The sequence below is a fragment of the Streptomyces sp. NBC_00539 genome, from assembly GCF_036346105.1.
In the GTDB taxonomy this organism is placed as follows: domain Bacteria; phylum Actinomycetota; class Actinomycetes; order Streptomycetales; family Streptomycetaceae; genus Streptomyces.
This window is the reverse complement of sequence record NZ_CP107811.1, coordinates 2857534-2883157: the sequence shown is the minus strand read 5'-3', so window position 1 is coordinate 2883157 and position 25624 is coordinate 2857534. Positions and strand designations below refer to the sequence as shown.

At 72.9% G+C, this 25624-nt stretch carries 19 protein-coding genes; 11 read left to right on the top strand and 8 right to left on the bottom strand.

What is annotated here, in order from left to right; translation table 11 throughout:
• Positions 1 to 138 precede the first annotated feature (138 nt).
• Positions 139 to 486, top strand: a complete 348-nt coding sequence (locus tag OG861_RS12615) for an ArsR/SmtB family transcription factor (RefSeq protein WP_329197612.1) — start codon at positions 139 to 141, stop codon at positions 484 to 486.
• On the top strand, positions 470 to 2965 hold the full coding sequence (gene pcrA / locus OG861_RS12610) for a DNA helicase PcrA (protein ID WP_329197613.1): 2496 nt from the start codon (positions 470 to 472) through the stop codon (positions 2963 to 2965). The genes OG861_RS12615 and pcrA overlap by 17 nt, the downstream gene beginning before the upstream one ends.
• Before the next feature lie 59 nt (positions 2966 to 3024).
• Here the strand turns inward: pcrA and OG861_RS12605 are convergent, their stop codons facing one another.
• The 3 genes from OG861_RS12605 to OG861_RS12595 form a co-directional block, all read right to left on the bottom strand.
• On the bottom strand, positions 3025 to 4107 hold the full coding sequence (locus OG861_RS12605; protein ID WP_329197615.1) for a DNA polymerase III subunit beta family protein: 1083 nt from the start codon (positions 4105 to 4107) through the stop codon (positions 3025 to 3027).
• A gap of 144 nt (positions 4108 to 4251) precedes the next feature.
• Entirely contained in the window at positions 4252 to 5988 is a 1737-nt protein-coding gene (locus OG861_RS12600) for a M23 family metallopeptidase (protein WP_329197617.1), read from the bottom strand.
• A gap of 88 nt (positions 5989 to 6076) precedes the next feature.
• Positions 6077 to 6904, bottom strand: a complete 828-nt coding sequence (locus OG861_RS12595) for an alpha/beta fold hydrolase (RefSeq protein ID WP_329197619.1) — start codon at positions 6902 to 6904, stop codon at positions 6077 to 6079.
• Between the two features lie 260 nt (positions 6905 to 7164).
• On the opposite strand from OG861_RS12595, the gene OG861_RS12590 reads away from it, so the two are divergent.
• Entirely contained in the window at positions 7165 to 7569 is a 405-nt protein-coding gene (locus tag OG861_RS12590) for a cobalamin B12-binding domain-containing protein (RefSeq protein WP_329197621.1), read from the top strand.
• 133 nt (positions 7570 to 7702) lie between these two features.
• On the opposite strand, the gene OG861_RS12585 is transcribed toward OG861_RS12590, so the two are convergent.
• Positions 7703 to 9322: a DUF5691 domain-containing protein gene (locus OG861_RS12585; protein WP_330261707.1), complete on the bottom strand. Its 1620-nt coding sequence runs from the start codon at positions 9320 to 9322 to the stop codon at positions 7703 to 7705.
• A 243-nt stretch (positions 9323 to 9565) separates the two neighbouring features.
• Positions 9566 to 10903, bottom strand: coding sequence for an SWIM zinc finger family protein (locus OG861_RS12580; protein ID WP_329197625.1), 1338 nt, complete (start codon positions 10901 to 10903; stop codon positions 9566 to 9568).
• 134 nt (positions 10904 to 11037) lie between these two features.
• Here OG861_RS12580 and OG861_RS12575 point away from each other — a divergent pair, with 134 nt between their 5' ends.
• The 5 genes from OG861_RS12575 to sucD all read left to right on the top strand — a co-directional run bounded on the left by OG861_RS12575 (position 11038) and on the right by sucD (position 18057).
• Complete coding sequence (locus OG861_RS12575) at positions 11038 to 12144, top strand: ATP-binding protein (protein ID WP_329197627.1); 1107 nt, start codon at positions 11038 to 11040, stop codon at positions 12142 to 12144.
• Positions 12141 to 14411 carry a DUF5682 family protein gene (locus OG861_RS12570; RefSeq protein ID WP_329197629.1) on the top strand — a complete coding sequence of 757 codons (2271 nt, stop codon included), beginning with the start codon at positions 12141 to 12143 and terminating at the stop codon, positions 14409 to 14411. The genes OG861_RS12575 and OG861_RS12570 overlap by 4 nt, the downstream gene beginning before the upstream one ends.
• 89 nt (positions 14412 to 14500) lie before the next feature.
• Positions 14501 to 15667, top strand: a complete 1167-nt coding sequence (locus tag OG861_RS12565) for a VWA domain-containing protein (RefSeq protein WP_330261706.1) — start codon at positions 14501 to 14503, stop codon at positions 15665 to 15667.
• 299 nt (positions 15668 to 15966) lie between these two features.
• The gene (gene sucC, locus OG861_RS12560; RefSeq protein ID WP_329197633.1) at positions 15967 to 17145 is read left to right on the top strand and encodes an ADP-forming succinate--CoA ligase subunit beta; all 1179 of its coding nucleotides are present in this window, start codon (positions 15967 to 15969) and stop codon (positions 17143 to 17145) included.
• A 21-nt stretch (positions 17146 to 17166) separates the two neighbouring features.
• The gene (gene sucD, locus OG861_RS12555; protein WP_330261705.1) at positions 17167 to 18057 is read left to right on the top strand and encodes a succinate--CoA ligase subunit alpha; all 891 of its coding nucleotides are present in this window, start codon (positions 17167 to 17169) and stop codon (positions 18055 to 18057) included.
• A gap of 84 nt (positions 18058 to 18141) precedes the next feature.
• Here sucD and OG861_RS12550 read toward each other — a convergent pair whose 3' ends face one another.
• Positions 18142 to 19677, bottom strand: coding sequence for a helix-turn-helix domain-containing protein (locus OG861_RS12550; protein ID WP_329197636.1), 1536 nt, complete (start codon positions 19675 to 19677; stop codon positions 18142 to 18144).
• Positions 19678 to 19796: 119 nt separating this feature from the next.
• On the opposite strand from OG861_RS12550, the gene OG861_RS12545 reads away from it, so the two are divergent.
• Positions 19797 to 21416, top strand: a complete 1620-nt coding sequence (locus OG861_RS12545) for a cell division protein PerM (RefSeq protein ID WP_329197638.1) — start codon at positions 19797 to 19799, stop codon at positions 21414 to 21416.
• Positions 21417 to 21594: 178 nt separating this feature from the next.
• On the opposite strand, the gene OG861_RS12540 is transcribed toward OG861_RS12545, so the two are convergent.
• The gene (locus tag OG861_RS12540) at positions 21595 to 22134 is read right to left on the bottom strand and encodes a hypothetical protein (RefSeq protein WP_329197640.1); all 540 of its coding nucleotides are present in this window, start codon (positions 22132 to 22134) and stop codon (positions 21595 to 21597) included.
• A gap of 231 nt (positions 22135 to 22365) precedes the next feature.
• Here OG861_RS12540 and purN point away from each other — a divergent pair, with 231 nt between their 5' ends.
• Positions 22366 to 22989, top strand: coding sequence for a phosphoribosylglycinamide formyltransferase (gene purN, locus OG861_RS12535; RefSeq protein WP_329197642.1), 624 nt, complete (start codon positions 22366 to 22368; stop codon positions 22987 to 22989).
• A complete protein-coding gene (gene purH / locus OG861_RS12530) occupies positions 22986 to 24581 on the top strand; it encodes a bifunctional phosphoribosylaminoimidazolecarboxamide formyltransferase/IMP cyclohydrolase (protein WP_329197644.1) in 1596 nt (531 codons plus the stop codon). Before purN ends, purH begins: the two co-directional genes overlap by 4 nt.
• A 76-nt stretch (positions 24582 to 24657) precedes the next feature.
• Here purH and OG861_RS12525 read toward each other — a convergent pair whose 3' ends face one another.
• Entirely contained in the window at positions 24658 to 25413 is a 756-nt protein-coding gene (locus tag OG861_RS12525) for an RDD family protein (protein ID WP_329197646.1), read from the bottom strand.
• Positions 25414 to 25624 lie beyond the last annotated feature (211 nt).

The window sequence follows — 25624 nt, the reverse complement described above, 5'->3', positions numbered from 1 at the left end:
GGAGCGCGGGTGACGGACAACGGGGCAACGGGGCAATGGCAACCGTTCGAATATTTCGTACGGTCGCCGTGGGTGCGACTGTACGAGATGTTCGAACGGTCCGGCAAGGTCCTTACGACATCTGCGTACAGTTGGGCCATGGCTGCCGCTGCTGAGCTGACCCACCCCGCCGCCGAGGACCTCGAGATCACCGAGGTCCTCGCGGCCCTCGGGCATCCCGTCCGGCTGGAGATCGTCCGCAAGCTCGCGTCCGGCGGGGAGGCGTTCTGCGGCGAGGTGGCGCCGGACCTGCCCCGGTCGAGCGTGACGCACCACCTCAAGACGCTCCGCGAGAGCGGCGTGATCTGCCAGCGCCCGCAGGGCCGCAAGCTCTACCTCACGCTGCGCCGGGCCGACCTGGACCTGCGTTTCCCCGGTCTGCTGGAACTCGTACTGGCTTGTCGGTCCCGGCCTCTAGACTCGGAAAGCGATGAGCAGCCTCTTTGACGACAGTTTCCTGGCGGACCTCACCCCCTCCGACGAGGTCCCCCCGCCACCCGAGGACCACCCCGCCCCCGAGCCGGGCGCGGACGACCTCTTCGGGGGCCGGTTCGACGTGCCCATGACCGGGGACGCCTACTACCGCAACGGGGCGCCCAAGCCGGTCATCGACCCGGCGGCGCTCCTGGAGGGGCTGAACGCGGAGCAGCGCGCCGCCGTGGTGCACGCGGGCTCCCCGCTGCTCATCGTGGCCGGCGCCGGCTCCGGCAAGACCCGGGTGCTGACCCACCGCATCGGGCACCTGCTGGCCGCGCGCGGGGTCCACCCCGGTCAGATCCTGGCGATCACCTTCACCAACAAGGCCGCCGGCGAGATGAAGGAGCGCGTCGAAGGCCTCGTCGGCCCCCGCGCGAACGCCATGTGGGTCTCCACCTTCCACAGCGCGTGCGTCCGCATCCTGCGCCGCGAGTCCAAGCGCCTCGGTTTCACCTCGTCCTTCTCGATCTACGACGCGGCCGACTCGAAGCGCCTGATGGCGCTCGTCTGCCGGGACCTCGACCTGGACCCGAAGAAGTTCCCGCCGAAGGCCTTCAACGCCAAGATCTCGAACCTCAAGAACGAGCTGATCGACGAGGAAGCCTTCGCCGACCAGGCCGTGGACGGCTTCGAGAAGACCCTGGCGCAGGCGTACGCGATGTACCAGGGACGGCTGCGCGAGGCGAACGCGCTCGACTTCGACGACATCATCATGACCACCGTCCACCTGCTCCAGGCGTTCCCGGACGTCGCCGAGCACTACCGGCGCCGCTTCCGGCACGTCCTGGTGGACGAGTACCAGGACACCAACCACGCCCAGTACACGCTGGTGCGCGAGCTCGTGGGCACCGGATACCCGGACCTGCCGCCCGCCGAGCTGTGCGTCGTGGGTGACGCCGACCAGTCGATCTACGCCTTCCGCGGCGCGACCATCCGCAACATCCTCCAGTTCGAGGAGGACTATCCGAACGCGACGACGATCCTGCTGGAGCAGAACTACCGCTCCACCCAGACGATCCTCTCCGCCGCCAACGCGGTCATCGAACGCAACGAGAACCGCCGCGCGAAGAACCTGTGGACCGAGGCCGGGACCGGCGCCGTCATCACCGGCTACGTCGCGGACACCGAGCACGACGAGGCCCAGTTCGTCGCCGACGAGATCGACCGGCTGACGGACGCCGGCGACGCCAAGGCGGGCGACGTCGCGATCTTCTACCGGACCAACGCGCAGTCGCGCGTGTTCGAGGAGATCTTCATCCGCGTCGGCCTCCCCTACAAGGTCGTCGGCGGCGTCCGCTTCTACGAGCGCAAGGAGGTCCGCGACGTCCTCGCGTACCTGCGCGTGCTGGCGAACCCCGAGGACAACGTCCCGCTCCGCCGCATCCTCAACGTCCCCAAGCGCGGCATCGGCGAGCGCGCGGAGGCGATGATCGACGCCCTCGCGATGCGCGAGAAGATCACCTTCCCGCAGGCGCTGCGGCGGGTGGACGAGGCCTTCGGCATGGCCGCGCGTTCCACCAACGCCGTCAAGCGCTTCAACGCGCTGATGGAGGAGCTGCGTACGATCGTCGAGTCCGGCGCGGGCCCCGCGGTGGTACTGGAAGCGGTGCTGGAGCGTACGGGCTACCTCGCCGAACTCCAGGCGTCGACCGACCCGCAGGACGAGACGCGGATCGAGAACCTCCAGGAACTCGCGGCGGTGGCACTCGAATTCGAGCAGGCCCGTGAGGGCGACGACGCCGCCGGGACATCGGCGGCCGGCGCCACGGGCGGCACGCTCGCCGAGTTCCTGGAACAGGTCGCGCTCGTCGCCGACTCCGACCAGATCCCGGACGAGGACGAGGACGGTTCTGGCGTCATCACGCTGATGACCCTGCACACGGCGAAGGGCCTGGAGTTCCCGGTGGTCTTCCTGACCGGCATGGAGGACGGGGTCTTCCCGCACATGCGCGCGCTCGGCCAGACCAAGGAACTGGAGGAGGAGCGACGCCTCGCGTACGTGGGCATCACCCGGGCGCGCGAGCGGCTCTACCTGACCCGCTCCTCGATGCGCAGCGCATGGGGCACCCCCTCGTACAACCCGCCCTCGCGCTTCCTGGAGGAGATCCCGCCGGAGTACCTGCAGTGGAAGCGGACGGGCGCGTCCCAGAAGCCGGCCGGTCCCCTGCGTGGTTCCGGCGGCGGCAAGGCCTCGTTCGGGACCTCGCCCGAGGCGTTCCTGTCCTCGTCGCGTACGAAGGCGGGCCCCTCGGGGTTCGCGACGCGCCGGGCCGCCGACAAGCCGGTCGTCGCGCTGACCGTCGGAGACCGGGTCACGCACGACCAGTTCGGTCTCGGCACCGTCATGGAGGTCCGGGGAGCGGGCGCCGACGCGCAGGCGACGATCGACTTCGGGGACGACAAGCCGAAGCGACTGCTGCTGCGCTACGCGCCGGTGCAGAAGCTGTAGCGCGCCGGGGCTCCGCCGGGTCCCCGGCTCCACGGGACCCGGGGACCCTGAGGCGCGGGTCAGTCGTCCAGGCGGAACGGCATCAGCAGGGAGAACGTGTCCTCGCTGTCGCTCCGGCGGATCGCCAGGGGCGCCGTCGGCGCGCCGAACTCCAGGACCAGCCGGTCCCGGGCTCCGGCGGCGAGGGCGTGCAGCAGGAACTCGCGGTTGACGGCGACCTGGTCCCGGTCGTCGTCACCGTCTTCGCACACGGTGACCACGCCGTCGGCCGCCACCTTGAGCACGGTCAGCTCGCAGGGCACGCCGTCCGGCTCCCGCACCACGCCCGCGCGGACGGGGCCGGTTTCCACCGCCTCGCGGAGGGCCGGGACGTCGACGAGGGCCCGCCGGCCCGCCGGCAGGCGAACGAGGCGACGGTAGTCGGGAAAGTCGTGGTCGAGGCGTCGGCCGGCCACTTCACGGTCCGCCGTCTCCAGGGCCACGCGGTCTGCGTCCACGGTGAGTTCGGCGGAGGCGTCGTCACCGAGCAGCGCCCGCATCGCGTCGGCGAGCGGGGACGGCACGACGACCTGCACTCGGGGGCCGCCGTGGCCGGCGGTACGGGCCGCTGCGACAGCCATCCGGTACCGGTCGGTGGCCACGACACGGAGTCCGTCGCCCTCGATGTCGAACAGGACGCCGCCGAGCACCGGCAGTTCCGGGTCGCTGCCGACGGCGAAGCGCACCGCGTCCAGGGCGGCGGCCAGTTCGGGTGCGGAGACGGTCAGCCGGATCGGGGCGGTGTGGAGCGAAGCCATCGGGTTCTCCCTGTTTTCGAGTAGCGCTCGGATCGTGGAGAACTCGTTGCGGGCGTCGGACAGCCCCAGTTCGAGACGGCGCAGATGCGCCTGGAGCAGCCGGCGTACCAAGTCGGTGTCCCTGCCGGACCATCCGGCCAGGACGAGCCGGATGTCGGCCAGCGGCATACCGGTACGGCGCAGCCGGGCCAGCAACCGGGACTCTTCGAGCTGCTCCGGGCCGTACCAGCGGTAGCCGGTCACCGGATCCACCCGCGCCGGTACCAGAACGCCGGCGCCGTCGTAGAACCGCAGGGCGCTCACGCCCAGTCCGCTGTCGCGGGCCATCTCGCCGATACTGCGCATCTCGTTCTCCACACCCGGGACTGTGGGCCCTGGACCAAGTCGAGGGTCAACAGCGGGCCGAGGCGGAGTGTGCCGAGGCAGGGAGCGCTGAGGCAGGGAGCGCTGAGCTACGGAGTTGCCGGGGGCGGGGACCGGGACCCGCGCTTACGTCGGGTCGAGACCGTGGCTGCGCAGCCACGCCTGGGGGTCGATCGGCGATCCGGCGCCGGGGCGCACCTCGAAGTGGAGGTGCGGACCGGTGGAGTTGCCGGAGTTGCCGGAGTACGCGATGACGTCACCGGCCTTGACCTTGCCGGACCGGATCTTGGTGCTGCTGAGGTGGCAGTACCAGGTCTCGGTGCCGTCGGGCGAGGTCACTATGGCCATGTTCCCGTAAGCGCTGTTCCACTGGGTGCGCACGGTGCCGTCGGTGGCGGCCATGACCGGAGTGCCGTAGGAGACCGGGAAGTCGATGCCGGTGTGCACGGACATCCACATGCCGCCGGCCTGCCCGAACCCGGCGCTCAGGCCGTGCTGGGTGACCGGAATGGCGAACTTGGGGCGGGCGGCCTCCTTGGCCGCGGCCTCCTCGGCCCGCTTCTTCTTCTCCTCTTCCTGACGCTGCCTCAGGTCCAGGCGTTCCTGGGTGCGGCTCGCGCGGTCCGCGAAGTCGCCGGCGTCCGCGCTGAGGGCGGTGAGCTGGGTGTCGAGCTTGTTGTTCGCCGCGACGGGTTTCACCGAGGCCGGGTCGGCCGCGGCCATCGTGGTGGTGTCCTGGGCGGGCTTGTCGGTGCCGGTGAGCCCGCCGACCGAGGCGGCCGCGACTCCCGCGACCCCCATGACGCAGGCCGAGGGAACGGCGACGGTCAGGAGGGCGGAACGCTTCGCCGGGGTGCGGCGACGGCTACTGCCGCCCGAAGCCTTGGAGTTGCCGGACTTCGCGCCGCTCGTCTTCGCGCTGCCGGACTTCCCGGTCCCGCTCTTCGCGCTCCCGCTCTTCGCGCTCCCGGCCCGGCGTGAGGCGCGCGGCTCAGCCGGCGTCGCACCGGGCGTGACCGGCATGGTCTGCGTGGCCATGGCGTGCACGCCGGCCGACGGCTCCGGCGCGTCATCGTCGGAGAGGGCCTCGAAGACGGCGGTCTCGGCGGCGTGGATGTCGGCGGTATCGGCGGTATCGGCGTGGAGACCTGCGGTGTCAGGGGCGCCGTCCTCCGGCATGACCACCGGGACGACGCTGGTCGCCTCGTACGCGTAGGTCTCGTAGCCGTGGTGGGCCGCGTGGAGCGACGTGTCGTCGTATCCGCCGTCGCCGTGGCCGGTGTTCCAGGCGGTGGCGTCGTAGGCGCCGGTGTCCTGCTGCCCGTACGCGGTGAAGGTGTTCCACTGCGCGGTCTGGTCGACGGTCTGCTCGGCGGTCTGCTCGGCGCCCGCCGACTCGTAGCCGAAGGAAGTCGGCTGGTACTCGGCGGTGTTCGCGCCGTTCCAGGCGTTGGCGTCCCACTGGCCCGTGGTGTCCTCGGGCATGGCCTGGCTGGGGACGGTGGAGAGGTAACTCTCCTGGCCCGTCCACGCGGTGGCGTCGTAGGTGCCGGTCGACTGGTACGAACCGTAGGCGTCATACGCCGCGGAAGCACCGTAGTTGTAGCCCTGGCCCTGCGTTTCATAGGAAACGTAGGCCTGGTCACCAGCGAAAGTGGTGGTGGAGAGGCCGTCGTACCCGTTTTCGGGGTACTGGCCCGACGAGGGGCGGTCGTTCACCAACTTCTCTTTCGCCTCGGCAGTGGGGGCCTGGGTGGCCGGGGAATGAGAGGTTCCCCGGAGGAGAGCAGTGGCGCGACTGTACCCGGCGGTTACTGGCGACGACAATCTTCGAAGGGTTTCGGCCTCACGGGAACCGGGCATTCGGCTGTCTTTCGGTCGACTGAACACCGAGCCTTGGCCTTGAGTTCGATATGCGTTCGACTCCGCGCCGTGTGGCGTTGCCCGTACCTCAGATGGCGATGCGGCGCACTTCGGCACCGTCGGTGCCGGACGACGGGCGGGCGAGCGGGGCGTCCAGAGTGCGCCTGATCGCATTGATGACGGTGGGGTGGACCGGGAGCGCCAGGTGGCCGATGCCGGTGACCAGCACGTTCTCGGCGATCAGGTCGGGGTGGTCGAGGCGGGCCGTCCCCGGCGGCGACATCAGCCCGTCGAACTCGCTCCAGAAGGCCACGCAACGGGTCCGGCAGCCCGGAGCGGGTGCGCCCAGTTCCGCCATGACCTCGGAGCCCGGCCGCATCTGGCGGACCAGCGGGTGGGCGTCCATGAAGGGCGCCACGATGGTGCCGGCGTGCGGGGTACCGAGCGTGACGAGGGTGCGCACGTGGGCGTCGCCGCCGAGCCGCTGGATGTAGTACCGGGCGACCAGGCCGCCGAGGCTGTGGCCGACCAGGTCGATCCGCTCCTGCCCGGTGCGCTCGCACAGCTCCCCGACACGACGGGCCAGCTGTCGGGCGGTGTCGCGGAGGTCGCGGGTGAACGGAGAGTAGTTGTACGTCTCCACCCGGCGCAGGCCGTCCGACGCGAGGGCGCGGCGCAGCAGGACGAATACCGAGCGGTTGTCGGTGAAGCCGTGCAGCAGCAGCACCGGGGGGCGCTGCCCGGCGGCCCCGGCCGCGGTGTCGGCGGCGAGCCGCTCCGCGAGAACCCCGGTGGGGTACAGGAGCAGGTGCCCGCTGAGCACCACCGCCTCCAGGACGGCTGCCCGAAGGGCCGCCGGCGACCGGAAGGCGGCGAGCGGTAAGGGTACGGATATCGGCGTGATCGACAGCCCCATGGCGGCCTCCGGGCCTCTTGGGTACTGGGCCGTACCGCCGACGGCCCGCCTCCGTGCCGTGCGGCTGACGGCGCGGTGGCGGGACGACTCGGTGCGGCTCCACCGTGGCGTATCCGCCGGCATGAACCAGTTGGTGGGGGCGGTGAACCAGTGGCAGTGGCTCCACGCTCCCTCTGTGTGATTTCCCCCTCCTGCTTGACTGTGAAACGGGCTGGTGCGCGATGCTGTACTTAACGTTCGTTCACTCGGGAGGCAGTGCGATGGGTGTGACCGGTCCGATCCGTGTGGTGGTGGCCAAGCCGGGTCTCGACGGCCACGACCGCGGGGCCAAGGTGATCGCGCGTGCGCTGCGGGACGCGGGCATGGAAGTCATCTACACGGGCCTCCACCAGACCCCCGAGCAGATCGTGGACACCGCGATCCAGGAGGACGCCGACGCGATCGGCCTCTCGATCCTCTCGGGCGCCCACAACACGCTGTTCGTGCGGGTGCTGGAGCTGTTGAAGGAGCGTGACGCGGAGGACATCAAGGTCTTCGGCGGCGGCATCATCCCCGAGGACGACATCGCCCCCCTCAAGGACAAGGGCGTGGCGGAGATCTTCACTCCGGGCGCCACCACCACCGCGATCGTGGACTGGGTCAACGCGAACGTCCGCCAGCACTGAGCCGCCGGCCCTGGGCCCGGCGGTGCTGAGCCCGGCGGCCCAGTGCCCGGCGGTGCTGAGCTGGCCGGTGCTCCGCCCCGGTGGCGGGCCCCGCCCGGGTGGCGTACCCCGCCCGGCGCGGGCGCGGCCGGGCTCAGGACGGCGGTGTCAGCTCCGCCAGCATGGTCGCGCGGAGGTGGAGGGTGGAGGCCAGGCGCTGGAAGGCCTCCTCCCAGTACGCCGCCGCGCCGGGGGAGACCTCGACGGTGTCCCCGGGCGCCCTGGTCAGGGCCTCCAGCCGTGAGGCGTCCGCAGGGTCCAGGCAGCGTTCCGCGAGGCCCATCACCCCGCTGAAGCTCCACGGGTAGCTGCCCGCCTGCCGGGCCGCGTCGAGCGCGTCCACCACGGCCAGGCCCAGCGCCCCCGCCCACGGCACCACGCACACCCCGAGCAGCTGGAACGCTTCCGACAGCCCGTGTGCCCGTACGAATTCCGCCACCCATTCGGCCCGCTCCCCGTCCGGCAGGACCGACAGCAGCTTCGCCCGTTCCGCCAGCGACGCCGTGCCCGGGCCGGCCGCGGGCGGGGCCGAGGCCGAGCCGAGCAGCGCCTTCGACCACTGCGGGTCACGCTGGCGCACCGCCGCCCGGCACCACGCCGCATGCAGTTCCTCAGCCCAGCCGTCGCCCACGGGCAGGGCCACTATCGCCGCCGGGTCGAGCCCCCCGAACCGCTCCCGCCAGCGGGACAGCGGAGCCGCCTCCACCAGCTGGCCCAGCCACCAGGCCCGCTCCCCGCGCCCCGCGGGCGGCCGCTTGACCACGCCGTCCCGCAGCATCCCCGCGTCGCACTCCGTCGGGGGGTCGATCCCCTCCGGCCCCACGCAGGCCAGCGCCCGCTCCGCCATCCGCCCCGCCAGCGCGGAACCCGTCAGCGCCGACAGCAGCTCGGCCGCCGTCGCCCGGACGTTGCGGCTGCGGTCGCCCAGGGCCGCCTCCAGGAACGGCTCGTCCAGATCGGACAGCCCCACCCTCAGCGAGTCCAGGAACATCAGCCGGTCCTCGGCCCGTTCGGCGGTCCAGGTGGTGGTGAGCAGGGCGGTCGCGGCGGCCGGGTCGTGCGCCCGTACGGCACCCAGGAGAGCCACCCGCTCGGCGAACAGGCCCTCCTGCCAGAGCCGTTCGACCCCCTCGCGGTCCTCCGGGCCGGGCAGCTCCGGCGTGCCGGCCGCGCCGCCGCGCAGCGCGAACCGCCAGTCCGGATTCAGCCGGGCCAGCCACAGTCCCCGGCTCCCGGCCAGGGCCAGTGCGTGCGGCCGGAGGTCGGTACGGGCCTTGGCCGCGTCCAGCAGCGCCGGGGCCAGCGCTGCCGGAGCGCGGTAGCCGTGCCGTACGGCGGCGGCCAGCCACTGCGGCAGCAGCTCCGTCAGATCCGGGGCGGCCCCCCGCCGCCCGCCCGAGCCGCCCGCGCCGCGGCCGGCCAGCAGTTGCGTGAACCGCCGCCGGGCCGCTTCCGGCGGTTCGGGGCGCGGATCGCGCGGCGCCGGCTCGGGGCGCTCCTGCGCCTGCGCGGGCCGCAGCCCGGCCCGGCGCCGCAGCGTCTGGACGGCCGCTTCGTCCAACAGCGCCCGAGGTGAGCCGCCCCGGCGCCGTTCGGTGCCGAGCAGTGCGGCACCGACCAGCCCGTCCCAGTCGGCGTACGCCTCCTGCCCCTGCTGCCCCGCGTGTCCCTCGTGCGCCGTGCGTCCGGTGCGCTCCGCCCCAGCCGTCTCCATCGGACCCCTCCCTCGTGTCGTGCCGTGCGGTGCTCCGGTCCCGCCCCCTCCGCGGGACCGGAGCACAATGGTGAAATGTCGTCTCAAATCGCGCGTCAGCTGGCGTGGTTGTCGTTCATCGAAGCCCCCCGGCTCATCTCGGTCCTGCACGACGGCGCCCCCGCGCCGCCGTTCCCTCCCCAGCGCCGACGCTCCCCCGCGTCGCCCGCCTCTTGCTGTGCCCGCGCCGGTCGCGCCGACCCGTCAGACCAGCGCCACCGGTTCCGGCGAATCCGGCTGCCAGGCCGTCAGGGGCGTGAACCCCCGGTGACCGACCTCCCCGAACACCGTCACCGGCCCCCCGCCGGAGACCGCGGCGAGCTGCCACAGTCCCGAGCGGGACCTGCCGCCCGGCCCCGCGAGCGGTACCGGCAGCGCCGACGTCCCCTCCAGGTCCGCCAACTGCCAGCCCCACTCACCCGGTACGGGAACCACCGGCCCCAGCACCACCGGCCACGACTCCAGCCAGGGGTCCTCCCGCAGTGCGGCACCGTACGCCTCCAGCGCCGCCTCCGCACTCACCCCGACCGGCGCCCGCCCGCCCGGCACCGCCGCCGCACACCGTTCCCCGAGATCCGCCCTCAGTCCCGCCGAACCGGGCCGGAAGCGGACTTCCGCCTCCAATACCAGTCCGACCGGCAGCGCCAGCCCCGGAGGCCGCCCCGGCGGTCCGAAGTCCAGCACGAGGGCCGGCCGCCCGCCCGCCAGCCCACGCAGCCATATCCGACGGGTGATGAGCCGGCCGTCCGGGGACACCGAGTCGTACTGCGACAGCACGAGCCAGTGGTCCCGGACGGCTTCGCCCTCCGCCGAAGGCGCGAGCCCCACCCGGGTCCTCACCGTCGCGGCCAGCTGTTCCGGCAGCCCGGACACCCCCAGCCAGGCCTGGTCGAGCAGGTGCAGCAGCGCGAACTCCTCAAGCATCCGGGCGGGCCAGCCGGGGCCGCAACCGGGTATTGTCGCCAACTCCCTTACCCTGGAGGCCAGTCCGGGCGCCTGGGCGTCGACCATGCGGGCCGCCGTCTCCTCCCACGCCCCGTACCCCGCCTGCTCCTGGCCGGCGAGCCCGCCCCGCAGCAGATCCAGGAGCCGCTGCTCCAGCTCGGTGACCCCCGCCCCGATCCGGGCCGCCCGCCGCTCCGCCCGCTTCCTGGCCGCCTCCTCGTCCACCGGCTTGGCGACCGCCGGCCGGGCCGCCTTCGCCGCCCGCTCCGCCAGCCACTCGCCGGCCCACTCCGGTTCCGGTGCCGGATCACCCACCCCCTCCGCTGCCCAGAGCAACAGCAGCCCCAGCGCGTGCTTGCACGGGAACTTCCGGCTCGGGCACGAGCACTTGTACGCCGGGCCCGTCAGATCCACGACCGTCCGGTACGGCGTCTTGCCGCTGCCCTTGCACAACCCCCACACCGCACCGGAAGCGGAACCTCCGGTCTGCGACCACGGACCCGCCCCACCCAGCTTGCCCCCCGCCTTGCGCGACGCATCGTCAGGAGCCAGAGCCAGTACCTGTTCCGCTGTCCAGCGGACCCCCTGCTCAGTCATGTGTCCCACCGTAGAGACCCCCACTGACAATCGCCCTGACCTGCAACGACGCCTCCAGCGAAGGCCGTTGTCAGTGGGGTGGTGCACCGTGGTGTCAGCAGTCGGAAGCGGCTGCCGAGCATTGGAGGGGGACCATGAGCACGCCCGAGACCGAACACCGCGCAGAGGCACTGCGACCGCACGCCGAAGACGCCTTCGCACACGAACTGAAAGCCCTGGCGGCCGCCGACGACCGGCCCCGCCCGACCCGCTGGAAGCTCTCCCCGTGGGCCGTCGCCACCTACCTGCTCGGCGGCACACTGGACGACGGCACCGTGATCACGCCCAAGTACGTCGGTCCGCGCCGCATCGTCGAAGTCGCCGTCACCACGCTGGCCACCGACCGCGCGCTGCTCCTGCTCGGAGTCCCCGGCACCGCGAAGACCTGGGTGTCCGAGCACCTCGCCGCAGCCGTCAGCGGGGACTCCACCCTCCTGGTGCAAGGCACCGCCGGCACCCCCGAGGAAGCCATCCGCTACGGCTGGAACTACGCCCGTCTCCTGGCCCACGGCCCCAGCCGCGAAGCCCTCGTCCCCAGCCCCGTCATGCGGGCCATGGCCGACGGCATGACCGCCCGCGTCGAGGAACTCACCCGTATCCCCGCAGATGTCCAGGACACCCTCATCACCGTCCTGTCCGAGAAGACGCTCCCCATACCGGAGCTCGGCCAGGAGGTGCAGGCCGTGCGCGGCTTCAACCTCATCGCCACCGCCAACGACCGTGACCGCGGGGTCAACGAGCTCTCCAGCGCGCTGCGCCGCCGCTTCAACACAGTGGTGCTGCCCCTGCCCGCCACCGCGGACGCCGAGGTCGACATCGTCGCCCGCCGCGTCGACCAGATGGGCCGCGCCCTGGACCTGCCGGCGGCGCCCGAGGGCCTGGAGGAGATCCGCCGCGTCGTCACCGTCTTCCGCGAGCTGCGCGACGGGGTCACCGGCGACGGCCGGACCAAGGTCAAGTCACCCAGCGGCACCCTGTCCACCGCCGAGGCCATCTCCGTGGTCACCGGCGGCCTGGCCCTGGCCGCCCACTTCGGGGACGGCGTCCTGCGCCCCTCCGACGTGGCGGCCGGCATCCTCGGTGCCGTGGTCCGCGACCCGGCCGCCGACCGGGTGGTCTGGCAGGAGTACCTCGAAGCCGTCGTCCGCGAGCGGGACGGCTGGAAGGACTTCTACCGCGCCTGCCGGGAGGTGACGGCATGAACCCGCGCACCGGGGGACCCCTCCTGCTGGGGGTCCGCCACCACGGACCGGGCTCCGCCCGCGCGGTGCGGGCCGCGCTGGACCGAGTCCGGCCGGCGGCGGTGCTCATAGAGGGGCCGCCGGAAGGGGACGCGCTGCTGCCGCTCGCCGCCGACCCGCAGATGCGACCGCCCGTCGCCCTGCTCGCCCACGCCGCGGACGATCCGGGGCGGGCCGCGTTCTGGCCGCTGGCCGGGTTCTCCCCGGAGTGGGCCGCCATCCGCTGGGCCCAGGAGCGGGAGGTGCCCGTCCGGTTCATCGACCTCCCCGCCGCGCACTCGCTGGCCGTGACCGAGGACCAGGAGGAGCGGCCCGACTCCGTACGGGTCGAGCCGCTCGCGGTGCTCGCCGAAAGCGCCGGGTACGACGACCCCGAGCGCTGGTGGGAGGACGTCGTCGAGCACCGTGACGCCGTACGGGAAGACCCCCTGGCCGCGTTCGAAGCCCTCGGTGAAGCGATGGGCGCGCTGCGCGAGGCGTACGGCTGCGGCGGCAACCCGCGCGACCTGGTGCGGGAGGCGTACATGCGCCAGCGGATGCGGGCCGCCCGCCGCGAGTTCGGCGACAGCTACGCCGTGGTCTGCGGGGCCTGGCACGTCCCGGCCCTGCGCGCCCCGGCCACGGCCTCCGCCGACAAGGCACTGCTGACCGGACTCCCCAAGATCAAGGTGGAGACCACCTGGGTTCCCTGGACGCACCGCCGGCTCGCCCGCGCCGGGGGATACGGCGCCGGCATCACCTCGCCCGGCTGGTACGCGCACCTCTTCACCGCCCGCGACCGGCCCGTCGAGCGCTGGCTGACCAAGGTCGCGGGCCTGCTCCGGGAGGAGGACCGGCAGGTCTCCTCCGCCCACGTCATAGAGGCGGTACGGCTCGCGCAGACCCTCGCCGCCGTGCGGGGGCGGCCGGTGCCCGGCCTCACCGAGACCCTCGAAGCGGTACGGGCGGTCATGTGCGACGGCTCCGACATACCGCTCGCCCTGATCGAGGACCGCCTGGTGGTCGGGGACGTACTGGGCGAAGTCCCGGACGCGGCGCCCGTCGTACCGCTCCAGCGGGACCTCACCCGCAGACAGCGGTCCCTGCGCCTCAAGGCGGAGGCACAGGACCGCGAGCTGGAACTGGACCTGCGCAAGGACACCGACGCGGCCAAGTCCTCGCTGCTGCACCGGCTGCGGCTGCTCGGCATCGACTGGGGCGTACCCACCGCCTCCCGCGGCAGCACCGGCACGTTCCGGGAGACGTGGCGGCTGCGCTGGGAGCCCGAGCTGTCGGTGCGGGTCGCGGAGGCGGGGATCTGGGGCACGACCGTCCTGGGGGCGGCCACCGCCCGGGCCGAGGCGCTCGCGGCGGACGCCGCCGAACTGGGCGAGGTCACCGCCCTGGCCGAACAGTGCCTCCTGGCCGGGCTTTCCGAGGCCCTGCCCGCCGTACTGCGGGCCCTCGCGGACCGGGCCGCACTCGACACCGATGTGGCACGCCTCGCCGAGGCGCTGCCCGCGCTGGCCCGCTCGCTGCGGTACGGGGACGTACGGGGCACCGACGCGCAGGCGCTCGCCACCGTGGCCGCCGGGCTCGCGGAGCGGATATGCGTGGCCCTGCCACCCGCCTGCGCGGCCGGGGCGGACGCCGACGGTGCGGCGGAGCTACGGGGGCACGTCGACGCCGTCCACGGGGCGATCGCCCTGCTGGCCGACGCCGACGAGGGGCTGCGCGAGCGCTGGGCGGCGGTGCTGCGGACGCTGGCCGGCCGGGACACCGTGCCCGGGCTGATCAGGGGCCGGGCCGTACGGCTGCTCCTGGACGACGGCAGGCTCCCGCCCGAGGAGACGGCGCGGCTGATGGGGCTCGCGCTGTCCCCGGCGGCCACCCCGGCCGACGCCGCGGGCTGGATCGAGGGCTTCGCCGGCGGCAGCGCGGGCGGCGGCACCCTGCTGGTCCACGACGAGCGGCTGCTCGGCCTGATCGACGCCTGGCTGGTGTCGGTGCCGGCGGGTGCCTTCGTCGACGTACTGCCCCTGCTGCGGCGGACCTTCGGGGCGTACGAGCCGGGCGTGAAGCGGGCCCTGGGCGAACTGGTCCGGCGGGGACCGGCCGCCCGGGCGCGCACCGCGGGGCCCGGCCCGGCCCCCGAGGGCTTCGGCCGGGAGTTGGACCCCGTCCGCGCGGACGCGGTGGCGGACGTGGTCCGCATGCTGCTCGCCGGGGCGGGGGTGGGAGCGGACTGACGTGGGGCGCCGCGCAGCAGAAGGCACGGCGAAGGCGCCGCCGGCGAGGGGCCGGGCGGCTCAGGACACGGGACGAGGGGGACGGACAGATGGAGACCGGTACGGGACGGCCGACGGACGCGGGCGAGCGGCTGCGGCGGTGGCGGATGGTGCTCGGGGGAGGCGAGGGCGAGGGCACCGGCTGCTCGCTCTCCGGCCGCGACGCGGAGATGGACGCCGCGCTCACGGCGCTGTACGGCCAGAGCGGCGGCGGCTCCCGCAAGAGGACGGGGGAGCGGTCGGCCGGGCTCGGCGGGTCCGCGCCGCAGGTGGCCCGCTGGCTCGGGGACATCAGGACGTATTTCCCCGGCTCCGTGGTGCAGGTCATGCAGCGGGACGCCATCGAGCGGCTCGGCCTGTCCTCCCTGCTGCTGGAGCCGGAGATGCTGGAGGCGGTGGAACCGGACGTCCACCTCGTCGGCACCCTGCTCTCCCTCAACAAGGCCATGCCGGAGACGACCCGCGAGACCGCCCGCACGGTGGTCGCCAAGGTGGTCCGGCAGCTGGAGGAGCGCCTCGCGACCCGTACCCGCGCCACCCTCACCGGAGCCCTCGACCGCTCCGCCCGCATCAGCCGCCCCCGTCACCGGGACATCGACTGGGACCGGACGATCCGCGCCAACCTCAAGAACTACCTCCCCGAGTACCGCACCGTCGTCCCGGAACGGCTGGTCGGATACGGCCGGGCGGCGCAGTCCATGAAGAAGGAGGTCATCCTCTGCATCGACCAGTCGGGTTCGATGGCGGCCTCCGTCGTCTACGCCTCGGTCTTCGGGGCGGTGCTCGCCTCGATGCGGACGATCGCCACCTGGCTGGTGGTGTTCGACACCGCCGTCGTGGACCTCACGGACCAGCTCGACGATCCCGTCGACGTGCTCTTCGGCACCCAGCTCGGCGGCGGCACCGACATCAACCGGGCCCTCGCCTACTGCCAGTCCAGGATCACCCGGCCGGCCGACACCGTCGTGGTCCTGATCAGTGATCTCTACGAGGGCGGGATACGCGACGGGATGCTCAAGCGGGTCGCCGCGATGAAGGCCGCCGGGGTGGAGTTCGTGACCCTGCTCGCCCTGTCCGACGAAGGCGCCCCGGCCTACGACCGCGAGCACGCGGCGGCTCTGGCCGCACTCGGCGCACCCGCCTTCGCCTGCACCCCCGACCTCTTCCCCGACGTGATGGCCGCCGCCCTGGAGAAGCGGCCGCTGCCCGTCCCGTGAACGCCCCCGCCGCGCCCGGCGTCCCTGCCCCGCACCCGCGGCCGCCAGTCGGTGGATCGTACGAATGCGCAGCTCAACCGTGAGGCGATCTGTGACAGGTATCACCGCTCTGGTGCGACCTGTGATTTAGGGACCCACGTCCCACGGGGATAACCTGCGAGACGGACATGCCGCGTCCACGGTCACCGTGTGCGCCTTCCTTGTGACAGCGCCGTCACGTTGCCCTCCGCGGCACGCCCACGCAGATAGCAGACAACCGCGAATCACTGCGAATCTTTGAAGACAAGGGACGGACGCGCGTGGACCTGTTCGAGTACCAGGCGAGGGACCTCTTCGCCAAGCACGGTGTACCGGTGCTGGCCGGTGAAGTGATCGACACGCCTGAGGCGGCTCGCGAGGCCACCGAGCGGCTGGGCGGCAAGTCGGTCGTCAAGGCGCAGGTGAAGGTCGGTGGCCGAGGCAAGGCCGGCGGCGTCAAGCTCGCCGCCACCCCGGACGAGGCCGTCGCCCGGGCGACGGACATCCTCGGCATGGACATCAAGGGCCACACGGTCCACAAGGTGATGATCGCCGAGACCGCTCCCGAGATCCTCGAGGAGTACTACGTCTCGTACCTCCTCGACCGCACCAACCGCACCTTCCTGGCCATGGCCTCGGTGCAGGGCGGCATGGACATCGAGGAGGTCGCGGAGAAGACCCCCGAGGCCCTCGCGAAGGTGCCGGTCAACGCCAACGAGGGCGTGACCATCGAGAAGGCCCGCGAGATCGTCGCGCTCGCGAAGTTCCCGGCCGAGGTCGCCGAGAAGGTCGCCGAGGTCCTCGTGACCCTGTGGCAGACCTTCATCGCCGAGGACGCGCTCCTCGTCGAGGTCAACCCGCTCGCGAAGGTCGCCAACGGCGACGTCATCGCGCTCGACGGCAAGGTCTCGCTCGACGAGAACGCCGAGTTCCGCCAGCCGGGTCACGAGGAGTTCGTGGACCACGCGGCCGCGAACCCGCTCGAGGCCGCCGCCAAGGCGAAGAACCTCAACTACGTCAAGCTCGACGGTGAGGTCGGCATCATCGGCAACGGCGCGGGTCTCGTCATGAGCACCCTCGACGTCGTCGCCTACGCCGGTGAGAACCACGGCGGCGTCAAGCCCGCCAACTTCCTGGACATCGGCGGTGGCGCCTCCGCCGCCGTCATGGCCAACGGCCTTGAGATCATCCTCGGCGACCCGGACGTCAAGTCCGTCTTCGTCAACGTCTTCGGTGGCATCACCGCCTGTGACGAGGTCGCCAACGGCATCGTCCAGGCGCTGGCACTGCTGGAGGAGAAGGGCGAGGCGGTCACCAAGCCGCTCGTCGTCCGTCTCGACGGCAACAACGCCGAGCTGGGTCGCAAGATCCTCTCGGACGCCAACCACCCGCTGGTGCAGCGCGTGGACACCATGGACGGCGCGGCCGACAAGGCCGCCGAGCTCGCGGCTGCGAAGTAAGGGCAGAGGTCACAGACTCACATGGCTATCTTCCTCAACAAGGACAGCAAGGTCATCGTCCAGGGCATGACCGGTGCCACGGGCATGAAGCACACCAAGCTGATGCTGGCTGACGGCACCAACATCGTCGGCGGCGTGAACCCGCGCAAGGCCGGCACCACCGTCGACTTCGACGGCACCGAGGTCCCGGTCTTCGGCTCGGTCGCCGAGGCGATGGAGAAGACGGGCGCCAACGTCTCCGTCCTCTTCGTCCCGCCGGCCTTCGCCAAGGCCGCCGTCGTCGAGGCCATCGACGCCGAGATCCCGCTGGCCGTCGTCATCACCGAGGGCATCGCGGTGCACGACTCCGCCGCCTTGTGGGCGTACGCGACCGCCAAGGGCAACAAGACCCGGATCATCGGCCCGAACTGCCCGGGTCTGATCACCCCCGGCCAGTCCAACGCCGGCATCATCCCGGGCGACATCACCAAGCCCGGCCGCATCGGTCTCGTGTCGAAGTCCGGCACGCTGACCTACCAGATGATGTACGAGCTCCGTGACATCGGCTTCTCCTCCGCCGTCGGCATCGGTGGCGACCCGGTCATCGGCACCACGCACATCGACGCCCTCGCGGCGTTCGAGGCGGACCCCGAGACCGACCTCATCGTCATGATCGGCGAGATCGGCGGCGACGCCGAGGAGCGTGCGGCGGACTTCATCGCGAAGAACGTCAGCAAGCCGGTCGTCGGCTACGTCGCGGGCTTCACCGCCCCCGAGGGCAAGACCATGGGTCACGCGGGCGCCATCGTCTCCGGTTCTTCCGGCACCGCACAGGCCAAGAAGGAGGCCCTCGAGGCCGCGGGCGTCAAGGTCGGCAAGACGCCGACCGAGACGGCCAAGCTGGCGCGCGAGATCCTGAACGCCGCTCAGTAAGCAGGAGCCGTACGTGCCTACGGGCGTGGCCCGCACCCCTCACGGGTGCGGGCCACGCCCGTTCCTGCCGTGTGCGGCCCCGGCTCACTCGGACTTCGGAGCGAGGCGGGCCGGTCCGGCCGCCGGCTCGGAGCGGAGCCTGTCGTGCAGCTCCTTGCTCTGCTCGGTGAACCGCTGGGGCCCGCTGAGCGGGGGGACCCCGGAGACGCTCGAACCCGGTGCGAGCGGCGGGATGTACTGGGTCGGAGCCGTGGTCGCCGTGTACGCCGTCGCCACCGCGATCACCGCCGTCAGCCCGAGCGCCGCCCGGCTCAGCGCGCGCGAGCGGCGCTCGCAGGAGGTGCGTACGGCGGCTGCCGGGCGCGGTTCGAGGGAGACGGCCGGGCGGACCGAACCCATGCGTTCGCGCAGCCGGGCGGACCGCTGCGCGGGCGGCAGGGCGGCCAGCTCGGGGATCCGGGCGACCAGTGCGGCGTGCGCGTTCAGCAGGCGCAGGCCCGCCGTGGGCGTCGACGCCTCGATCTCGGCGGCCGTGTCGGGGAGGTCGAGGCCGACGCCGTCGTAGAGCAGGACGGCGCGGCGGTACGCGGTCGGCAGCGCGAGCAGGGCGTCCATCGTGATCCGGTCGGCGGCTTCGGCCGGGGCCTTGTCGGGGTGGCGGAAGGCCCGTCGGAACCGGTGCCAGGGGGAGAGGGCGTACTCGTACGAGGCCGCGCGCACCCACCCCACCGGATCGGGGTCGGTGGCGACCTCCGGCCAGCGCGCCCAGGCCTGGAGGAACGCCTTTTCGACGGCCTCCAGGGCGAGGGAGCGGCGGCCGGTGAGCAGGTACGCCTGGCGGACGAGGGCCGGGGCGGCGTAGGCGTACAGGGCGTCGTACACCTGGGCGGGGGTCAGGGGGCCGCTGTCGACGGGGGCTTCGGGCTCGGCAACGGCATCGGACTCTGGCGTGGCGGTGGGCTCTGCCGTGGCGTCGGGCTCTGCCGTGGCGGTGGGCGTGTCTGACCCGGGGGCGGGAGCGGGGTTGGTGGGGGCCTGCGGTGCGGGCGGCCGGGGCTGGGGCTCGGGCCGCGGCTCCGGGGGCTCCGGGGGGAGCGGGATGTGGTTGCTCCCGGCGGCCTTGCCGGGCGTCTTGCCGTCGTGGCGCGAGGAGCCGGCCGGCGGCTTCGGGGCCCGCTTGGCCGCCACCTTGGGCCGTTTGCGGGAGCCGACGGGCCGCGCCGGGGCCGGGGAGACCCGTACGGCGCCGGGGCCGGAACCCTTCGGGGTGTCGGGGGCGTGGGCCGCGGGGGCGTCGGCGGCCGGGGCCCGGGTGGCCGAGGTCTGGGCTCGGGGGGTTGCGGTGTCGGGAGGCCCGGCGGCCGGGGCCGGGGCTGCGGGTTCGGCGGGGTCGGCGGACGCCGCGAGGCGGGTGAGGAAACGGGCGTAGGCCTTTCGTTTCCGGCCCCGCGGCTGCGTCCGCCCGTTCTCCCACGAGCGGACCGTGGCAGGGCTGACCCCGACGGCCGCCGCCACCTCACCGTGCGTCAGTTCCGCGGATTCGCGCAGCCTTCGGCGTTCCTGGGGGGAGGGCAGGTCGGCCTCTCCTGAGGCGGAGGTCGTTCCGACGCCTTGTGTCATGCCACTCTCCCCGCGACCCGGTAGCTCTGCGCGAAAAAGTACATAAACGTATATTGGGCGACACCACGGACATTCGCCTGTTACCCACCCATAGCGCGTGTCGTTGGCACCATGACGGGGTGACCCAAGTGACCGAACGCGGTACCTCGTTGCCGGCGGCCCCGCCGGCCTCCGTGCGGCGCCGCTCGCCGGCGGCCGCCGCGTGTGTGCTGGGCGGCGCCGTGGCCGCAGGACTGGGGCTCGGCTTCCTGGCCGTGCTCGTGATCGTGCTGTGGATCAGCTCCCCCTATCCGGACAGCGGCCCCGGCGGCGCGCTGCACCTCGCGGCCGGGCTGTGGCTGCTCGCCCACGGGACCGAACTCGTGCGCTACGAAACCCTGTCGGGGGTGCCCGCACCCGTCGGGGTGACGCCGTTGCTGCTGGTGGCCCTGCCGGTGCTGCTGATGCGGCGGGCCGCGCGGCTGGGCAGCGCCTCGGGCGACGGCCGGGCGGACGGCCCGGGCGACGACGAGGTGCTGCCGGCCGGTGTCGTGTTCTCGGCGGTGACCTGCGGCTACCTCGGCGTCGGGGCGCTGGCGACGGTCTACGCCTCGGTCGGTCCCATGCCGGCCGACCCGCTGAGCGCGGCGTGGCACGTGCCGCTGGTGGCCGTACTGGCCGCAGCGAGCGGGGTGTGGGCGGCGCGGGGGAGGCCGCTGGGCGAGTTCCCGCGGTGGGTGCCGGGCTGGGCGGCGGGGGGCGTACGGAGGGCCATCGCGCGCCCCCGTTACGAGCTGGCGCTGCGCTCGGGTGCGGCGGGGGCCCTGGTGCTGGTGGGCGGTGGCGTGCTGCTGGTCGGGGCGTCGCTGGTGTGGCACGGGGCGGAGGTGCGGGGGTCGTTCCTGGGGCTGACCGGGGTGTGGTCGGGGCGGTTCGCGGTGTTGCTGCTGGCGGTGACGCTGGTCCCGAACGCGATGGTGTGGGGCGCGGCCTACGGCCTGGGGCCGGGCTTCGCGCTGGGTGCGGGGGCGACGGCGACACCGTTCGGCTCTGTGGGATCGCATGCGGCGCTGCCGAGGTTCCCGCTGCTGGCGGCGCTGCCGGGGGCGGGGGCGGGGACGCCGCTGACGTGGGCGGCGTTCGCCGTGCCGGTCGTGGCGGGGCTGGCGGTGGGGTGGTTCGCGGTGCGGCGGGCGCGGGAGGTCTCGTACGGGGAGACCGCGTGGACGGCGGTGCTGGGGGCGGTGGTGTGCGGGGTGCTGATGGCGGGGCTCGCGGCGGTGGCGGCGGGGCCGCTGGGATCGCGGGAGCTGGTGCGGTTCGGGCCGGTGTGGTGGCAGGTGGGGGGAGCGGCGGTGGGGTGGGCGGTGGTGCTGGCCGTGCCGGTGGCCGTGGCGGTGCACGGGTGGCGGGTGCGGCCGGTGAGGGGGGCGGGGGCGGTGGAAGTGGCGGACGAGTGGCACGACCCGGGTGTGCGGGAGCTGAGGTGGGCGGCGTTGCGGGAGGCGGCCGTGCCGATGGTCGCCCCGGCGGTGGAGTCGGTGGGGGTTGCCGAGCCGCCGGCGGTGGCGGCGGTTGAGGGGGAGGGTGGTGGGTCGCCTGCGGCGGTGGCGGCCGCGGATGGTGACGTACCGTCGGGGGCGGTGGCGGCCGCGGATGGTGACGCGCCGTCGGGGGCGGTGGCGGCCGTGCCGGTTGCGGCGGAGTTGGTGCCGGGGGTGTCCGGGGCGCGGGTGCTGTCGCGGCGGCCGGCGGTCTGACGGGCGCGGCGCCGTTGCCGGGGCTCCGCCCCGGACCCCGCGCCTCAAACGCCGGCGGGGCTGAAAATGCCCCGCCGGGCCTGCAATTGCCCCGGCGGGCCTGGAATTGTCGGCGGGGCTGGGATTGGCCCCGCGGGGCTGAGGCTGCCCCGGCGGGCCGGTAACCCCCGTCGGTCGGTTACTGGCGGACCTTGAGGGCCTTGCCCACCAGGTTGTCCGGGAGGAGGGTGTTGCATTCGAGTTCGGCCGTGCGCGTCAGGGCGTCGTCGCGGCAGACGTAGAAGTCCTTGTACGCCAGCTGGACCGCGTACGAGCTCGACGCCAGCAGCAGGGCGAGCGTCGCCGTCACCAGGCCGCTGACCGCCGCCGTGCGCTGGGGGCGGGCCGCCGGGCCGAGGTCGGCGACGCCGGCGCGGAGGGCGCTGATGCCCCAGTACAGCGCGAGTGCGCCCAGCAGGAGGCCCACCGACGGGATCCCGAAAACGCCGAAGAAGAACCCCCACATGCCTGCGAACAACGCGTAGCGGGCGCGGCGCTGGAGCGGGTCCGTCGGGTCCCAGCGGGCCGGACCCCCGGGGGCCGGGTCCTGGCCGGGGCCGCCGGGGCCGGTGTGACCGGGGCCGCCGCGCGGCTGCCACGGCTCGTCGGGCCTGCCCTCGGGCGGCGCTGCGAAGGGGTTGTCGTCGGTCGAAGAGTCGGGCTGACGGCGGTCCGGCATCGAGTGCGTTACTTCCCCTGTGTCGTGGGCGTGGCGTCGGCGCGTCGGCGTGAGCCACGTCGCGTCGCCTCACGCTACCGCCCGGCCGTGCCCCCGTCCCCCGGGGGCGGTCCCGTGTGCCGGTATCGTTGCAGGCGGTCCGCCGCTTCGTATGGTTCCCCGTATATCGGGGACCCGGAGTTTCGTATGACCGTACAAGTGCAAGCGATGCCCCCCAAGAAAGGGCCTCCCATGGCCGCCTCTCGCCTGGTCGTGCTGGTCTCCGGTTCCGGCACCAACCTCCAGGCCCTGCTCGACGCCATCGACGCCCACCCCGACGGCCCCGAGGGCTTCGGCGCCCGGGTCGTCGCCGTCGGCGCCGACCGCGACGGCATCGTCGGCCTGGAGCGCGCGGAAAAGGCGGGGATCCCGACCTTCGTGTGCCCGGTCAAGGCGTACGCCACCCGCGCGGAGTGGGACGCCGCACTCACCGCGGCCACCGCCGCCCACGAGCCGGACCTGGTGGTCTCCGCCGGGTTCATGAAGATCGTCGGGCCGGAGTTCCTGGACCGCTTCGGCGGCCGGTTCATCAACACCCACCCCGCCCTGCTGCCCGCCTTCCCGGGCGCGCACGGCGTCCGCGACGCCCTCGCCTACGGCGCCAAGTTCACCGGCTGCACCGTCCATTTCGTGGACAGCGGCGTGGACACCGGCCCCATCATCGCCCAGGGTGTCGTCGAGATCCGGGACGGGGAAGACGAAGCCGCTCTCCATGAGCGCATCAAGGAAGTCGAGCGCACGCTGCTCGTCGACGTCGTGGGGCGCCTGGCCCGGCACGGCTACCGCATTGAGGGACGAAAGGTAACAATCCAGTGACCGCCGTAGAGACCGCAGACAGCAGCAACGACCCGACCACGACCCAGCGGCCGATCCGTCGTGCGCTGATCAGCGTCTACGACAAGACGGGACTGGAAGAGCTGGCCCGCGGCCTGCACGAGGCGGGCGTCGCGCTCGTCTCCACCGGCTCCACCGCCTCCAAGATCGCCGCGGCCGGGGTGCCCGTCACCAAGGTCGAGGAGCTGACCGGCTTCCCCGAGTGCCTGGACGGCCGGGTCAAGACCCTGCACCCCCGCGTGCACGCGGGCATCCTCGCCGACCTGCGCCTGGAGGACCACCGGCGCCAGCTGGCCGAGCTGGGCGTGGAGCCCTTCGACCTGGTCGTCGTCAACCTCTACCCCTTCCTCGCCACCGTGCAGTCCGGTGCCACGCCCGACGAGTGCGTCGAGCAGATCGACATCGGCGGCCCCTCGATGGTCCGCGCAGCCGCCAAGAACCACCCCTCGGTCGCCGTCGTGACCAGCCCCGAGCGCTACGCCGACGTCCTGACCGCAGCCCGGGGCGGCGGCTTCGACCTGACCGCCCGCAAGCGGCTCGCGGCCGAGGCCTTCCAGCACACCGCCGCCTACGACGTGGCCGTCGCCTCCTGGTTCACGAACGGCTACGCGCCCGAGCCCGAGGCCGTCCTGCCCGAGTTCCTGGCCGGTGCCTGGCAGCGCAAGTCCACCCTCCGTTACGGCGAGAACCCCCACCAGGCGGCCGCCCTCTACACGGACGGTCAGCCGGGCGGGATCGCCAACGCCGAGCAGCTGCACGGCAAGGAGATGTCCTTCAACAACTACGTGGACACCGAGGCGGCCCGCCGCGCCGCCTACGACCACGAAGAGCCCTGCGTCGCGATCATCAAGCACGCCAACCCGTGCGGGATCGCCGTCGGCGCGGACGTCGCCGCCGCCCACCGCAAGGCGCACGCCTGTGACCCGCTCTCCGCGTTCGGCGGCGTCATCGCCGTCAACCGCCCGGTGACCGTCGAGCTCGCCGAGCAGGTCGCGGAGATCTTCACCGAGGTCATCGCCGCCCCCGGCTACGAGGACGGCGCGGTCGAGGTCCTGGCCAAGAAGAAGAACATCCGCGTCTTGAAGGTCGACGGCACCCCGCACCAGCCGGGTGACCTCAAGCCCGTCTCCGGCGGCGCGCTGCTCCAGCAGAGCGACCTGTTCCAGGCTGAGGGCGACGACCCGCGGAACTGGACCCTCGCGACCGGCGAGCCCCTCTCCGCCGAGGAGCTCGCCGAGCTCGCCTTCGCCTGGAAGGCCTGCCGGGCCGTCAAGTCCAACGCGATCCTGCTGGCCAAGGACGGCGCCTCGGTCGGCGTCGGCATGGGCCAGGTCAACCGGGTCGACTCCGCGAAGCTCGCGGTCGAGCGGGCCGGCGCCGAGCGCGCGCAGGGCTCGTACGCGGCCTCCGACGCCTTCTTCCCGTTCCCGGACGGGCTGGAGATCCTGACGGCGGCCGGCATCAAGGCCGTCGTGCAGCCGGGCGGTTCGGTCCGTGACGAGCTGGTCATCGAGGCCGCGAAGGCGGCCGGCGTGACCATGTACTTCACCGGTACCCGTCACTTCTTCCACTGATCGCACCCCGCACACGGCGAAGGCCGCGCCCCCCGTCCGGGGAGCGCGGCCTTCGCCGTCTTGCGAGCGGTACCGCTTACTTCTTCACGACGATCGTGCCGGCGGCACGGTCGTGCCAGCCCTGCAGCTTGCCGGAGTTGTCGAAGAAGGGGGAGAGGTAGACCAGGATCTGGCCGATGCCGCAGAGGAACGCGCCGACCATCGGGATGATCCAGCGGATGAAGCCGCCGCCGATGCCGGGGACCTGGCCGGTGTTCTCCTTGACGACCTTCAGGCCCAGGGCCAGCTTGCCGACCGTCGCGCCCACGAACGCGATCATCAGCCATTCGTAGAGCAGGGTGGCGACGAAGAAGACGAGGATCACGCCGAAGAAGGTGGCGATGATGCCGCCGGCGGCCTCGGCCTGGTCGTTGACGCAGCTCTGGTACGCGGAAGACGCGTAGTCCAGGCCGGTGCAGTCCTGGATGCTCTTCGACGCGCCGAAGGCGCTCGCGACACCGATCGCGCTGAGGATCGAGTACAGGACACCGATGACCAGGCCGTCGATCAGACGGGCGCCGAAGCGGCGGCCCATCGTCGCCACCTCGACGGTGCCGAGGCCGGCCACGTTGATGTAGCCGTTGTTCGCCTGGAGCGTGCCGGGGGCCGGGGGCATCGCACCGTAGGGCGGCTGGCCCGGCTGCTGCGGGTAGCCGTAACCGGGCTGGCCCTGCGGGGGGACGCCCTGCGGCGGAATGCCCTGGGGGGCCTGCTGCGGGTAACCGTAGCCGGGCTGGCCCTGCGGCGGCTGCTGCTGCTGTCCGTACGGGTTGTTCGGGTCGCCGAAGCTCATCTTTGGGTTGTTCCTCCGTGGAAGTGCGGGGACGCACGGCACTTTCGGAGGAAACACTGCGTTTTGCGGTCACCCCCCGGCACTGCCCGCGGCACTCATTGCCCGTCATCGTGGTCCCGGCGCAGGGGGATTGTCCAGCCGGTTCGCACAGCGGTCGGGACTTGTTGTGCAAGTGCAATGAAATGACCAAGAGGGTCCGGGACGCCGCCGG

Coding starts and splice junctions, on each gene's coding strand:
- OG861_RS12615 (WP_329197612.1), top strand. CDS start 139: ATGGCTGCCGCTGCTGAGCTGACCCACCCCGCCGCCGAGGACCTCGAG.
- pcrA (WP_329197613.1), top strand. CDS start 470: ATGAGCAGCCTCTTTGACGACAGTTTCCTGGCGGACCTCACCCCCTCC.
- OG861_RS12605 (WP_329197615.1), bottom strand. CDS start 4,107: ATGCGCAGTATCGGCGAGATGGCCCGCGACAGCGGACTGGGCGTGAGC.
- OG861_RS12600 (WP_329197617.1), bottom strand. CDS start 5,988: ATGCCCGGTTCCCGTGAGGCCGAAACCCTTCGAAGATTGTCGTCGCCA.
- OG861_RS12595 (WP_329197619.1), bottom strand. CDS start 6,904: ATGGGGCTGTCGATCACGCCGATATCCGTACCCTTACCGCTCGCCGCC.
- OG861_RS12590 (WP_329197621.1), top strand. CDS start 7,165: ATGGGTGTGACCGGTCCGATCCGTGTGGTGGTGGCCAAGCCGGGTCTC.
- OG861_RS12585 (WP_330261707.1), bottom strand. CDS start 9,322: ATGGAGACGGCTGGGGCGGAGCGCACCGGACGCACGGCGCACGAGGGA.
- OG861_RS12580 (WP_329197625.1), bottom strand. CDS start 10,903: ATGACTGAGCAGGGGGTCCGCTGGACAGCGGAACAGGTACTGGCTCTG.
- OG861_RS12575 (WP_329197627.1), top strand. CDS start 11,038: ATGAGCACGCCCGAGACCGAACACCGCGCAGAGGCACTGCGACCGCAC.
- OG861_RS12570 (WP_329197629.1), top strand. CDS start 12,141: ATGAACCCGCGCACCGGGGGACCCCTCCTGCTGGGGGTCCGCCACCAC.
- OG861_RS12565 (WP_330261706.1), top strand. CDS start 14,501: ATGGAGACCGGTACGGGACGGCCGACGGACGCGGGCGAGCGGCTGCGG.
- sucD (WP_330261705.1), top strand. CDS start 17,167: ATGGCTATCTTCCTCAACAAGGACAGCAAGGTCATCGTCCAGGGCATG.
- OG861_RS12550 (WP_329197636.1), bottom strand. CDS start 19,677: ATGACACAAGGCGTCGGAACGACCTCCGCCTCAGGAGAGGCCGACCTG.
- OG861_RS12540 (WP_329197640.1), bottom strand. CDS start 22,134: ATGCCGGACCGCCGTCAGCCCGACTCTTCGACCGACGACAACCCCTTC.
- purN (WP_329197642.1), top strand. CDS start 22,366: ATGGCCGCCTCTCGCCTGGTCGTGCTGGTCTCCGGTTCCGGCACCAAC.
- OG861_RS12525 (WP_329197646.1), bottom strand. CDS start 25,413: ATGAGCTTCGGCGACCCGAACAACCCGTACGGACAGCAGCAGCAGCCG.